The organism is Thalassobacillus pellis (assembly GCF_016908295.1).
Lineage (GTDB): Bacteria > Bacillota > Bacilli > Bacillales > Halobacillaceae > Thalassobacillus > Thalassobacillus pellis.
On sequence record NZ_JAFBDO010000002.1, the window covers coordinates 68,625 to 82,612 of the forward strand.

At 40.6% G+C, this 13,988-nt stretch carries 10 protein-coding genes and 1 pseudogene; 8 read left to right on the forward strand and 3 right to left on the reverse strand.

Going from position 1 to position 13,988, the window contains the following annotated elements; genetic code table 11:
- Positions 1-4: 4 nt before the first annotated feature.
- From ahrC to JOC33_RS06160, 5 genes and pseudogenes are all read left to right on the forward strand, one after another.
- Complete coding sequence (gene ahrC / locus JOC33_RS06140; RefSeq protein WP_205091631.1) at positions 5-454, forward strand: transcriptional regulator AhrC/ArgR; 450 nt, start codon at positions 5-7, stop codon at positions 452-454.
- A gap of 24 nt (positions 455-478) precedes the next feature.
- Complete coding sequence (recN, locus tag JOC33_RS06145; protein ID WP_205091632.1) at positions 479-2,224, forward strand: DNA repair protein RecN; 1,746 nt, start codon at positions 479-481, stop codon at positions 2,222-2,224.
- Positions 2,225-2,420: 196 nt separating this feature from the next.
- Positions 2,421-3,686, forward strand: coding sequence for a SpoIVB peptidase (gene spoIVB / locus JOC33_RS06150; RefSeq protein WP_275576970.1), 1,266 nt, complete (start codon positions 2,421-2,423; stop codon positions 3,684-3,686).
- Between the two features lie 298 nt (positions 3,687-3,984).
- Positions 3,985-4,763 (forward strand): annotated as a pseudogene (gene spo0A / locus JOC33_RS06155) (sporulation transcription factor Spo0A).
- Between the two features lie 186 nt (positions 4,764-4,949).
- Positions 4,950-6,299, forward strand: coding sequence for an aspartate kinase (locus tag JOC33_RS06160; RefSeq protein WP_205091634.1), 1,350 nt, complete (start codon positions 4,950-4,952; stop codon positions 6,297-6,299).
- 382 nt (positions 6,300-6,681) lie between these two features.
- Here JOC33_RS06160 and JOC33_RS06165 read toward each other — a convergent pair whose 3' ends face one another.
- The 3 genes from JOC33_RS06165 to JOC33_RS06175 all read right to left on the reverse strand — a co-directional run bounded on the left by JOC33_RS06165 (position 6,682) and on the right by JOC33_RS06175 (position 9,645).
- Positions 6,682-7,443: a 3'-5' exonuclease gene (locus JOC33_RS06165; RefSeq protein WP_205091635.1), complete on the reverse strand. Its 762-nt coding sequence runs from the start codon at positions 7,441-7,443 to the stop codon at positions 6,682-6,684.
- Complete coding sequence (locus tag JOC33_RS06170) at positions 7,443-9,350, reverse strand: DUF294 nucleotidyltransferase-like domain-containing protein (RefSeq protein ID WP_205091636.1); 1,908 nt, start codon at positions 9,348-9,350, stop codon at positions 7,443-7,445. The genes JOC33_RS06165 and JOC33_RS06170 overlap by 1 nt, the downstream gene beginning before the upstream one ends.
- 70 nt (positions 9,351-9,420) lie before the next feature.
- Positions 9,421-9,645: a DUF2627 domain-containing protein gene (locus JOC33_RS06175; RefSeq protein WP_205091637.1), complete on the reverse strand. Its 225-nt coding sequence runs from the start codon at positions 9,643-9,645 to the stop codon at positions 9,421-9,423.
- A gap of 133 nt (positions 9,646-9,778) precedes the next feature.
- Between JOC33_RS06175 and JOC33_RS06180 the strand changes: the two genes are divergently transcribed.
- From JOC33_RS06180 to bcd, 3 genes are all read left to right on the forward strand, one after another.
- Entirely contained in the window at positions 9,779-11,848 is a 2,070-nt protein-coding gene (locus tag JOC33_RS06180) for a sigma 54-interacting transcriptional regulator (RefSeq protein WP_205092441.1), read from the forward strand.
- A gap of 108 nt (positions 11,849-11,956) precedes the next feature.
- The gene (gene yqiS / locus JOC33_RS06185; RefSeq protein WP_205091638.1) at positions 11,957-12,856 is read left to right on the forward strand and encodes a phosphate butyryltransferase; all 900 of its coding nucleotides are present in this window, start codon (positions 11,957-11,959) and stop codon (positions 12,854-12,856) included.
- Positions 12,857-12,874: 18 nt separating this feature from the next.
- Positions 12,875-13,969, forward strand: a complete 1,095-nt coding sequence (gene bcd, locus JOC33_RS06190) for a branched-chain amino acid dehydrogenase (RefSeq protein WP_205091639.1) — start codon at positions 12,875-12,877, stop codon at positions 13,967-13,969.
- The last annotated feature ends 19 nt before the right edge of the window (positions 13,970-13,988 follow it).

Consider the following 13,988-nt stretch of genomic DNA (forward strand, 5'->3'; position numbering starts at 1 on the left):
CCCAGTGAATAAAGGACAACGTCATATCAAAATTCGTGAACTCATCACCAATAATGACATCGAAACACAGGATGAGTTGGTCGACCGTTTAAAAAGCCTTGGCTACAATGTCACTCAGGCAACCGTATCACGGGATATAAAAGAATTACACCTTGTTAAAGTGCCGATGATTGACGGACGATATAAATACAGCCTTCCAGCCGACCAGCGTTTCAATCCGCTTGAAAAACTTCACCGCCTAATGATGGATGCCTTTGTCAGTATCGACCGTGCTGGCCACTTCATTATTCTGAAAACACTGCCTGGGAATGCGAATGCGGTGGGAGCATTGATTGATAATCTTGATTGGGAAGAAATTATGGGAACAATTTGCGGAGATGATACATGTCTAATCATATGTCGAAGCGAAGAACATACAGAAACATTGTCAGAACAATTACTCGAAATGCTATAAGTGGAAATTGGGGTGGCTTTTACTATGTTAACGGAACTTTCGATTCGGGATTTTGCTATCATCGACCAAATTTCTATTAACTTCCAGGAAGGATTGACTGTATTAACAGGAGAAACAGGAGCAGGGAAGTCCATTATTATTGATGCAATCCAGCTATTAGCCGGTGGAAGGGGTTCAGTGGAATTTGTCCGTCATGGCAGTAAAAAAGCAGAAATAGAAGGACTTTTCCAGGTAATTGACCATACCCATACCGTCTATACAGTTGGAGAGGAATTCGGTGTAGAAATAGAGGAAGATGGCATGGTGGTACTGAACCGGACCATTACTTCCCAAGGGAAAAGTATCTGTCGTGTAAATGGTAAGCTGGTGACATTAGGAATTTTACGGGAATTTGGAAAGTCGCTCATAGATATTCACAGTCAGCATGAAACACAGTCGCTGATGGATGTGGACAGACATATAGACCTCCTGGATTTATTTGCCGCGAGAGAGCTTGCTCAAGCGAAATTGGAATATCAACGAATATACACCAAATATCGATCACTTGTAAAAAGATTCAAGGATCTTAGTGAAAATGAGCAAGAAATGGCACAGCGTCTGGATTTACTTGAATTTCAATCAAGTGAGTTACACGAAGCGGAACTTCAGCCTGAAGAAGACGGACATTTGACTGAAGAAAGAAGCAGACTGGTCAATTATGAAAAAATATATGAAAGCATTCATGATGCCTACCAGGCGCTTTATGGAGAACAAAAAGGGTTGGACTGGCTTTCCCATGCACTGACTGCACTTGAAGGAGCACAGGATTTTGATGAAGAAATCGCTAAAATGTCCGAGGAAATGTCCAATCATTATTATTTGATTGAAGAAATGACCTTCAAGCTCAGCTCTCAGATGGAGCAACTGGAATTTGATCCTGAACGCTTAAATGAAATCGAAGCCAGGCTGAATGAAATTAATCGTTTAAAGAAAAAATATGGACAGACTGTGGAAGAAATTCTCGAATATCTCTCCCGTATTGAAGAAGAAATTGATGAAATAAAAAATAAAGATTCCCATTTAGCAAAGCTTGAGAATGAAATCGATGAACATGGGGAAGATGCGGCTTTAGAAGCGAAACATCTTCATGATATCAGGATGAAAGCCTCCAAGGAACTTGCTGGGGACATTCATAACGAGTTAAAAGACTTATATTTAGATAAAGCATCATTTGCGGTCGATATTCAAATACGAGAAGGTTCTAATCAGGAACCAATTCTTGATGGTAAAAATGTCAGACTGATGCCTAATGGATTTAACTTGGTTAAATTTTTAATTACAACAAACCCAGGAGAGCCATTAAAAGATATCCATAAGGTTGCTTCAGGAGGGGAGCTTTCCCGAATCATGCTTGCATTAAAGAATATATTTTCTAAGCACCAGGGCGTGACCAGTGTTATTTTTGATGAAGTGGACACTGGAGTAAGCGGCAGAGTGGCACAGGCGATAGCTGAAAAAATCCATGGTATTTCAGAAGGCTCCCAGGTGCTATGCATTTCTCACCTTCCCCAAGTGGCGGCAATGGCTGATACACATCTGCAAATTGAAAAGCATGTTATTGAAGATCGAACTTCTACCTCTGTAGTGGAATTGACCGACCAGCATAAAGTAGATGAAATCAGCCGGATGATAACCGGCGCTGAACTGACAGAAACTACTCGGGAGCATGCAAGGGAGCTTCTTGAGCTGGCCAGGAAGCATAAAGCCAAGGAACAGATGGAATCACGCTGAAGCTAATTCAATGGCGGGCGTGATTCTTTTTTACCTTATTTTAGCTCCCTCTATATCCTTTTATTCACAATGGATTTTTAAAGGAAACGTTCCCTCTTTTTTCTGATTGGCAGTGTGTTTAAAAAGCACATCCTTAGACCACATTAAAAGTAAACCATTCGATAATGGTGTGGGTTAGAAGCGAGGAGTGGAACTTTTGAGAAACAGACAACTATGGAAAAATGCAATAGGTTCAATCCTGCTGCTCAGCATGATATTATTGCCGTTTCTAAGCCCTGTACAGCAATATTTATCCATTCCGACTGAATGGACTACCTTTGAAGAACAAGGACTTTCAACTGTCCCCGCTATAAGTGATATTAGCGCATCACAGTCTGATGCTATCCATGCTGTTAAAAGTAAAGAAAATATTTCCGAACAGCAGCGTGATGAAGTATTTTATAATTTTGCAGGTCTTCCATTGAAGAAAATAAATGTTGATTATTTGGAGGACTTCAAAATAATGCCTGGTGGTCAATCGATAGGTGTAAAACTCCATACCAAAGGAGTTTTAGTTGTTGGGCATCATCAGGTTAGAACAGGGGAAGCACAGGTTTCCCCAGGTGAAGCAGCTGGTATTAAAGTTGGAGATATCATTCTCAAAGTCAATGGTGTAGAACTTAAGGAAATGGCTGACATGGCTCCAATAGTGAAGGAATCCGGTAAGGAAAATAAGGATCTGCAAGTGACAGTCAAACGTGGCGATAAAACTTTTGAAACAAAATTGTCGCCCACATATGACGTAAAAGATGAAAAGTACAGAATTGGTCTTTATATACGAGATTCGGCTGCAGGTATCGGTACGATGACTTTTTATGACCCTAAATCGAAGAAATACGGTGCTTTGGGTCATGTCATATCAGATATGGATACACGAAAGCCGATTGAAATCCATGAAGGTACGATTGTACGTTCGAATGTTACTTCCATCCAAAAAGGAAGTGAAGGAGTTCCAGGTGAGAAAAGGGCGGAATTTTCTGCTACACGAGACAGGATAGGTGATATTACGAAAAATAGCCCCTTTGGAATATTTGGAACACTGGAACAAGACATCAGCAATGGAATTAACAAAAAGCCGCTTCCAATAGCTTTGTCTCACGAAGTCAAAGAAGGACCAGCAAAAATCCTTACAGTCGTTGAAGGGGAAGAAGTACAGGAGTTCGAGGTAGAAGTAGTAAGTACGGTACCACAGAAGCATCCTGCCACAAAAGGAATGATCGTCAAAATAACAGACCCTGAGTTGTTAAAGAGAACGGGCGGGATCGTTCAAGGGATGAGCGGAAGCCCGATCATACAGGATGGAAAATTGATTGGAGCAGTCACACATGTGTTTGTCAATGACCCTACCTCGGGTTATGGGGTTCACATTGAATGGATGCTGCAAGAAGCAGGAATTGACATATACCAAAAGAAAGCAAGTTGAGCCGTAACTTTTACGGCTTTTTTTTATGGCCAGGATGATGGGAGTGGAGAAGCCAAGTTTTTCTAATAGTTTAAAAATCCGGTGATTCGTGGTATGGTTAATCAGATAAAGATTTTTCGACAAACAGGAAATAATTGCTGCTTTTTTTGTTGAATTACATCGAAAACAGGAGAATAGTTAAGAATACGTGAGGATTTTAAAAATAATTTAAATTTTTTCGTTAAATAAAAAGGGATATTAACTCGATTGTCGAATACTACACTTGAAAAGCAGGTGGAATTGCTAAGGAGGAAATAAAGTGGAAAAAATTAAAATTGGTTTAGCAGACGATAATCGTGAATTGATCAAGCTGCTTGAGGAGTATTTTGCTGATATTAAAGACGTCGAGGTAGTGGGGACTTCTTATAATGGAAAAGAATGTTTAGAAATGCTGACAGAAGCTAAGCCGGATGTATTGGTATTAGATATTATCATGCCGCATATGGATGGATTGGCTGTTCTAAGTCAAATGAAGCAATTGGAATTAAAGAAGAAGCCAAGTGTCATTATGCTGACTGCTTTTGGACAGGAAGAAGTGACAAAGAAGGCTGTCGATCTAGGAGCATCTTATTTCATGTTGAAGCCATTTGACCTGGATTCTTTAACTGATCAGATCCGTCAGATTCATGGTTCAAATGATCCGATCAGTAAGGCAATCGGAACTAGTTCCAAGTCGGGACAAAAACCGGATTTGAATACGAGCATTACCCATATTATTCATGAAATTGGTGTACCTGCTCATATCAAAGGTTATATGTATTTAAGGGAAGCTATATCCATGGTCTATAATGATATCGAATTGCTTGGCTCTATTACGAAAGTGCTTTACCCGGATATTGCAAAAAATACCAGACAACCGCGTCCCGTGTCGAGCGTGCCATCAGACATGCAATTGAAGTAGCCTGGAACCGTGGAAACGTTGATTCTATTTCTTCCTTATTCGGATATACGATCTCCAATACCAAAGCCAAACCAACCAATTCTGAGTTTATTGCGATGGTCGCTGATCGTCTGCGCCTGGAGCATAAAGCCAGTTGATTTAGTAAACAAAGAAAAATAAAGAATAGAACTAGCTAAACCCTGAATTTTTAACAAATTCGGGGTTTTTTTTCGTTTTATGGGAATTATCGAAATTATTCGTAAAATCCGTGGAGATTCCCGGAAAGTGTATGTTACAATTTTAAAATGTCAGCTACTATAGAAATAATAGGGAGTTGTATTGAAGTGAAAGTAGTTAAATTCGGAGGAAGCTCCGTAGCCACAGCAACGCAGTTAAGAAAAGTAGCAAACATCGTTCTAGATGACCAAGACAGAAAAGTCGTGGTCGTTTCGGCGCCGGGGAAAAGATTCAGCGGCGATGTAAAAACGACGGATTTACTTATTGAATTAGCTAACAAAGTGATCGGGAAAGAAAATTACGATGAAGCCTTGAATAATGTACTGGAAAGGTTCCATAATATTATTCAGGAATTGGAATTAACAGATGGTTTACTTGATGAGATACGTACTAAAATTGAAGGGATCATCAGTTCCCACGAAACAGAGGAATGGACCCTCGATGCTTTAAAGGCATGTGGAGAAGATGGTACTGCTTTGATACTCAGTGAGTACTTACGCACTAGAGAAATCGATGCATCTTACGTAAATCCAGAAGATGCAGGAATACTTGTCAGTGATGAGCCTGGCCAGGCCCAGGTACTTGATGAAAGTTTTGAAAAGCTATACAAGTTACGAGAACGGACAGGAATATTGGTGATTCCCGGGTTCTTCGGATACAGCAAGTCAGGCAGGCTCGTAACATTTCCGCGTGGTGGTTCAGATATAACAGGGTCAATCGTTGCAGCAGGAGTAAAAGCGGATTTATATGAGAACTTTACTGATGTCGACTCCGTTTTCTGTGTCAATCCGACTATTGTTTCCGAGCCGCGACAAATCAATCAACTGACTTACAAAGAAATGCGGGAACTATCTTATGCAGGTTTCTCCGTATTTCACGATGAGGCGCTTATACCAGCTTTTCGAGAACGGATTCCTGTTTGCATAAAAAATACAAATAATCCAGAAGCACCAGGCACGATGATTGTTGCTGAAAACGAGGCGGATTATGGAAAAGTAGCAGGGATAGCGAGCGATAAAGGTTTCTTGACGCTTTATGTCAGTAAATACTTGATGAACAGGGAAGTCGGTTTTGGCCGGAGGCTGATGCAAATATTAGAGGATGAAAATATTTCCTTTGAACACGCGCCATCAGGAATTGATGATATGTCAGTCATTATGCGTGATTATCAAATGGACAGTGAATCGGAAAAGAGAGTGATCGAAAGAATCAAAAATGAGCTCGATGCTGACACAGTCAATATTGACAGAAATATGGCCATGATAATGATAGTAGGAGAAGGAATGAACAGCACAGTAGGTTTAGCCAGCCGGGCTGCTACTGCAATCAGTTCAGCTAACGTAAATATTGAAATGATCAACCAGGGTTCTTCTGAAGTTTCATTGATGTTTGGTGTAGATGAAGAAGGGATGGAACGTGCAGTTCAGGCGTTATACAAAGAGTTTTTTACCAATTAAACATATAAAAATCGGGCTGCCCCATAAGTTTGTATTAGACCTTATGGGGCAGCCCTTTTTTATTATTTTACTGTGGTTCATACCGGGAAAATGGTACTGTGAGCCGCTTATCTTTCCACGATGAAGACCGACAGGAGATGATTTACAAAGCGGTCTGTATGTAATTTTGTGTCCATGCAGACCGCTTTGTATTTACTTTGATACAAGAAAAAAGGGTTAGCCACTGAATGTACAACAACTTTCACTTATAAAAAAACAATCTTTTTAGAACCTCTTTTTTGTGTAGAAGAGAATCATACAAAGAGTTTTTTGAAATATCTTCAAAGTCTTAAGACTCCTAAGTGAATCCCGGCATGGCTTATCTTAAGCTTGCCGGGGTGAGTTAAGCCCTTCCAGCTTTTGTTCTCTTCGAATCCTTCACACTTCTTTCTAAAAGAGGCTGAAGTTCCTGATAATTATTAACTCCACGATTTAAAGTAGCCTGTAACAGACAAACAAATAGTTCACTGGTCATGATCGCATCATTAAGAGCGTGGTGACGAATCCGCCTATCAATATCAAAGTATTTCAATAGCGGATCAAGCTGATGTTTCTCGTCCGGAAGAAGCCATTTGGCCATTGATTGGGAATCAACAACCAAAGGATGGTAATCAGGCAGCTTCCAACGCTTTAACAGGCTTTTTAAAAAGTGCATGTCAAACTTAGCTGGGTGCGCGACAAGTATAGAATCCTGACTGAAATCCAAAAATTCATGGAATGCGGAAATGAATGGTTCCCCGTTTTCTAACTGTTGCTTTGTTATCCCTGTCAAATTCAATGTACCTGTCCCGACGGAACGGATCGGTTGAATAACTTTATGGAACCTTTTCCTACTGCACGATTCAAGTCCGTTTATACGGATGGCGCCAATGGAAATTATTTCGTGACCCACTTCAGGAAAAAAACCAGTTGTTTCTAGATCAAACACCGTAAAAGGGACTTGATTCAGAGGGATATGATAAAGCTCTTCCTTTATTCGCTGCTTCTGTAGACGGTTGTTAAGGTCTTTATAAGGATGCTGATTAAGGTAAGGCTTAATTTTATAGTGGAATTTTACTTTGTCGAGAAGCAGGTACCTGAGTATTTGTAAATCGACAGGAAGCATTATACCACCCTGTTCCTGTTATAACTAAGTTCTAGTACTTGTTGAAGCCGTTTCGCTATCATTAGTGCATCACGAAGCATTTTTTTCTCATCCCGGGATAACTGCCCGAGATGCAGCTCACTTGATAATTTTTCGTTTTCCCTGAGCTGCTTTAAATTTTCTGTTAAACGGAATGTTAATAAACGGTGTAATGCTAACTTGGCATTCTCTGCATCACGTGGATGAAAACGCTCATGCTCAGTCAGCACTCCCAGACGTTTCACCGTATTGACGTCCTCAACGCCGTATTTAATGGAATAAATCCGAATAGCATTGACAATTTGCATTATGGAAGATTTTTTGAGATTCAGTATTCTTTTTTTTCCTGCTCCTGTAATTCGGCCAAATGGTTGTATTGGAACTCGAAACCTCAAAGTATCTTTCATTAACAGCTGCTGAAGTTTAAAAGACCTTTGTATTTTTGAGACTACATATTTTCTTAATTCATAAGCAAGGGAAAAGTCACCGAAAATCGGCCGGAAATCCACGAAAATAGTAAAATCACGAATTTCTTCGGCATCCATAATCTCAATCCATTGCTTCACACTGTCATACCAATCATCCAGTGATTTCCGCCATTTATCGTTTTTCGCCATTATATTACCAGTGCAATAGGGAAACCCACACTCATCAAGCATACGATTCACTTTTTCCGCAAGCAGGCGGAAATATTCCTCCACCTTGTTGGCATGGGGCAGATGTGCATAGTTAGCAAGTATCAGGCCATTATCCTGATCCGTGCTGAAAGCCTGTTCCTTTCTTCCTAGACTTCCCATAGCGATGAAACAATAATTTACTGGTGGTAAACCGTACCCCTCTTTGACCATTTCAGCTTCGGCTATCTCGATAATTTGCTTATGAAGCCGTTCATTGTAATTGGATATCAATTCAGTTATATCAAAAGCATACATATCTTCTTTCAGTAAATTGTAAACAAACTGCTGGAACCGATCATTGTTTACTGGAGACAGAGCTTTCAGCACCTCTAAGTCTGTTGCATTTGAAATCCGGTAAGTCAGATCAAAATAGACGGAATTTTTAATTTCAAAAAAGGAGGACTGTCTTAACACCCCAGCTACTGTATCCTTGTGCATGACTGGGATCAGTTCAGTAGGATGGTATTTTAAATAACCTAGCGCATCATAGATGAAGCTTTGATCAGCAATTACAAAAGGGGCTTCTACAATATAATCTCTGACTGGTCTGGCATGGTCGTTTTCAAAGTAAGCTTTTAGGATTTCTGAATACCCTACCATTCCTTCCAAGGTCTTTTCATCATTACTAACAATTAAGGCTTCAACCTTTTTAGTCTGAAGCATCCGCGCAGCTTCCACAATCGATACTTCGGGGGAGATGAAAATAGGAGGCTCCATGAATGTATCTGCCCGTTTTTTAAACAATTCTTTCTCATCATCGTCCGCAGACGAACTTTTGTAGATGATTTCATTATAAAGAGATTTCATAAGGTTACTGATTTCATCTACAACTACTTTAGAGAAGTGACTGTTTTCCCCCATAACTTTAAAGAACTTCGCTTTATCGAATTTGAGTGTCTTGATAGGTTCCAAAGCCTGGACTGAAAACTTCATCTCCCCGCTTGTCAGAAGAATCATGACACCGATAAGGTCACCCGGATAGTAAAACCGTACAGATAATTGCTGGCCATTTAAACGATGCATGATATTTTTAGCCAGACCAGAAAGTAAAAAGTGAATTTCAACGGTTTCTTCATCCTGATCCTCATGAAGAATAAATTCATTTGTTTCAAAGGTAACAATTTCAGCATTATTAAAAATATCTTGGAATTCAGCATCCGTCAGGAGGTTAAAAGGGTATTGGGATTTGAATATCTCTGTGGACAGATCCATAAGAAAAACTTCCTTTCTGCCGTCTATCTGTTTTTTTACCAGAAAAAATAGAGCTTTTGCCTGCTCTATTTTAATATTTACTGTTTGAAGATTTTCTTTTTTTATCACGATAGCGTATGAATCCGCCAATAAAGGCAATGCCTCCAATAAGAAAGACCAGTGCTGCGATCAATTGAATAGATATATGAAAAAAAATCGGGTGGGTGATGCCGAACAATGTATCTCGTATCAGCTTTATGCCGAGAGTGGCAGCAACAGCCGGTATTACAAGAATAATCAATGCTAGTAACCGCATATAGGATGCTCCTTTTTATTAATTCAACTACAGTATAGCAAAACACCGGGCTTGTGAAAATATAATCATACTTGCCAAAGTGTGCAGGAATATGTATGATGAAGGTGCGCAAATTATTGCAGGATGTGGTATGGTGAAAAGAGTATTGATCGTAGGTGCCGGAAAAGGAGGCACCGCATTACTTAAATTATTGAAAGCTACCGACCGAATGAAAATAGTAGCCATTGTTGATATTGATTCCAGTGCACATGGATTGGTGCTGGCAAAAAAAATGGGTATTGCAACAGGTGGAGACTGGCGGGAGTGGATACATAAAGATATTGATATCATTATCGAAGCAACAGGCGATGAAGATACTTTCGAAAAAATTGTGGCTATGCGAAAAGGCAAGACAGTGGTCATACCTGGTTCAGTCGCGTATATAACAGCTGAACTGTTAGAAGAAAAGGAAACATTGCTTAATGAAGTAAAGGATCAGACTAAGAGCCAAGAGCTGATTCTCAATAGCATCCATGATGGAATGATCGTCATCGATGAAAACGAGAAAATAAGTTTTTTGAACAAAAGTGCATCTAAAATACTTGGAATTCCAAAAGAGGAAGCACTGAACCGATACGTAAATCAAATCATCCGTTCCTCAAGACTCCCTCACATACTCAAATCAAGACGAAAAGAAGTCAACCAGAAGCTTGAACTGGAGAATGGGAAGAAGCTTATAACAACACGTATTCCGATTATCAATTCCAATCACGAGGTAATGGGGGCATTCGCAGTATTTAAAGATATTACGGAAGTGGTCGACCTTGCAGAGGAAATAACCGACTTAAAAGAAGTCCAAACCATGTTGGAGGCGATCATCCAATCTTCCGACGAGGCGATTTCCGTAGTTGATGAAAACGGTATCGGTCTTATGATAAACCCTGCTTATACAAGAATTACAGGTCTTACCGAAAAAGAAATAATTGGAAAGCCTGCAACGGTGGATATATCTGAAGGTGAAAGTATGCATATGAAAGTGCTGCAGACGAGGAAGCCTGTACGAGGGGTAAGAATGAAGGTTGGTCCAGCCAAAAAGGATGTAATCGTAAATGTAGCACCAGTAATTGTTGACGGCAAGTTAGAAGGAAGTGTTGGTGTCCTTCATGATGTATCTGAAATAAAGTCCCTGACAAGCGAGCTAAAGCGGGCCAGACAAATAATCCGCAAGCTTGAAGCGAAGTATTCCTTTGATGACATTATCGGTGATTCACAGGAAATGACGTTGGCACTGGAACAGGCAAAAGTTGGCGCCAAGACTCCCGCTACTGTACTCCTCAGGGGGGAGTCCGGAACGGGGAAAGAGTTGTTTGCCCATGCAATCCATAATGAAAGTGACCGGCGTCATAATAAATTTATCCGGGTCAATTGTGCTTCCATTGCAGAATCATTATTGGAAAGTGAACTTTTCGGCTATGAAGAAGGAGCGTTCTCCGGTGCGAAAAGAGGCGGAAAGAAAGGGTTATTCGAAGAAGCTAATAACGGAAGTATTTTCCTTGATGAAATAGGGGAACTTACATTACAGATGCAGGCGAAACTTCTGAGGGTCTTACAAGAAAAAGAAATCGTCCGAGTAGGTGGCACCAAGCCAATTCCTGTAGATGTGAGAATTATAACCGCAACACATGTGAATCTGGAAAAGGCAATTATGAATAAGACATTTCGGGAGGATCTTTATTACCGTTTAAATCGTCTCCCAATTTATATACCTTCATTGAGGGAGCGGATAAGCGACCTGCCATTATTGATTGACCACCTCATCCAGAAATTGAATGAAAATTATGGACGAACAGTCAAAGATATCGATGACAGAGCGCTCGAACGGCTGAAAAGATACCATTGGCCAGGCAATGTCAGAGAATTGGAAAATATTCTCGGACGGGCAATGATCTATATGGAAAACCAGGAAGAAATCATTATGCCATCCCATATACCGCCGCTCAGGTCAGAAAAGTCGGATTACGCTGCCCAGGCCGAGGATATGCAGCCCTGGTTAGGGGAAACACTCCAGGTCGCTGTTGAAAACCTTGAACGCAACCTTATTTCACAGGCTTTTGCAGCTGCGAATTTCAATAAAACAAAAACAGCTAAATCACTCGGTATATCTATCCGGAATTTATATTACAAACTGGACAAATACAATTTAGACAAAAATGACATGCAATAAATTTCTTTCATGCAAAGTTTTGCATTTTTTCAGGAAAACAGATTAAGCGCTTACAGGGATCGTGGATTGGCATGAATCTTGCAATTAAATGTTGAAGAGGGTGTTTTTTTGCAGACTTTAAAAGAATTGTTAGAGAAAGTTGATCAAGCAGATAAAAAAGTAGTGGCAGTTGCACAGGCTGCGGATACTGAAGTTATGAGGGCGGTCATGCTCGGGGTGGAGAGAGAACTGTGTGATTTCTTATTGGTTGGGGACCAAACTGCAATTCAGCGGGTGGCTGAAGAAATTGGTATTGAGGTTGGTCATCCCGCCATAAAAATATTGCACTGTAATGAAAGGGAAGCCTCACTACAAGCTGTGAAGGCTGTCAATAATGGGGATGCTCACGTACTTATGAAGGGTAATGTTTCCACAAAGGACATTTTAAAAGCAGTACTGAATAAAGAATTTGGACTGCGGACCGGGAACGTACTGTCTCATGTAGCATTGTTTGAAATACCTAATCAAACTCGGCTGATCCTTCTGACAGATTCAGCTATGAATATTGAACCTTCGTTGGAAGAGAAAGCACAGATCATCGAAAATGCAGTTTCAGTGGCACAGAATATTGGTATAAAGATTCCTAAAGTTGCTCTGCTTGCTGCTGTAGAAGTGGTGAACCCTGCAATGTCTGCAACACTGGATGCAGCAGCACTGACGCAAATGAATAAACGTGGCCAGCTGAAGAATTGTATTGTGGATGGGCCGCTGGCGTTCGATAATGCTGTCAGCAGAGATGCGGCACAGCAAAAGGGAATAGATTCACCAGTCTCAGGTGAGGCTGATATTTTAGTAGTACCTGCTATTGAGGTAGCAAATGCATTATATAAATCATTCATGTACTTTGCTGATGCAAAGGTTGCAGGGATAATAAGCGGAGCAGCAGCTCCGATAGTACTTACCTCCCGTGCAGATTCTGCAGAGAGCAAATTATATTCCCTATCGCTTTCTTTATTATCAGCAAATTAATATTAGGAGGAATACGAGATGCAGATTTTTGGTTATATGGAAGAGTATGATTATGAACAATTGGTGTTCTGTCAGGATAAACAGTCAGGCTTGAAAGCAATCATTGCAATTCATGATACGACGCTTGGGCCTGCACTTGGTGGTACGAGAATGTGGACTTACTCAAGCGAAGAAGACGCTATTGAGGATGCATTACGTCTGGCTAAAGGGATGACTTACAAAAACGCCGCAGCAGGACTTAATTTGGGCGGCGGAAAAACTGTAATCATTGGCGATCCTAAAAAAGACAAGAACGAGGAAATGTTCCGGGCGTTCGGCCGCTTTATCCAGGGTTTGAATGGCCGATATATTACAGCGGAGGATGTTGGGACAACAGTTCAGGATATGGACCTTATCCACGAAGAAACAGATTATGTAACCGGGATTTCACCTGCCTTTGGCTCTTCCGGTAATCCATCGCCTGTAACTGCTTATGGTGTTTATCGTGGCATGAAAGCCGCAGCTAAAGAAGGGTTTGGAACTGATTCTCTGAAAGGAAAAACTGTAGCAGTTCAGGGAGTAGGCAATGTTGCTTATAATCTTTGTCGCCATCTTCATGAGGAGGGTGCCAATTTAATCGTAACTGATATCAATAAAGAAGCTGTAAAAAGAGCGGTCGATGATTTCGGTGCGAAAGCAGTTGATCCAGATGATATCTACACTGTTGAATGCGATATTTATGCCCCGTGTGCTTTAGGAGCAACAATAAATGATGATACCATCCCAAAATTGACTGCTAAAGTCATTGCAGGTGCTGCCAATAATCAGCTCAAAGATACCACACATGGGGACATTCTCCATGAAAAAGGTGTCGTATATGCTCCGGATTATGTCATTAATGCAGGGGGCGTCATTAATGTTGCCGATGAACTGAACGGCTACAATAAAGAACGTGCCATGAAACGGGTGGAAACCATTTACAGCAATATGGAAAAAGTTTTTGAAATATCAAGAAGAGACAATATACCAACATATGCGGCAGCCGACCGCATGGCAGAAGAGCGAATTTCCAGGCTCCGTCAATCACGAAGCCAGTTTTTACAAAATGGACATCACACCCTTAGCAGAAGGTAATATTTTTGGTTGAACGGAG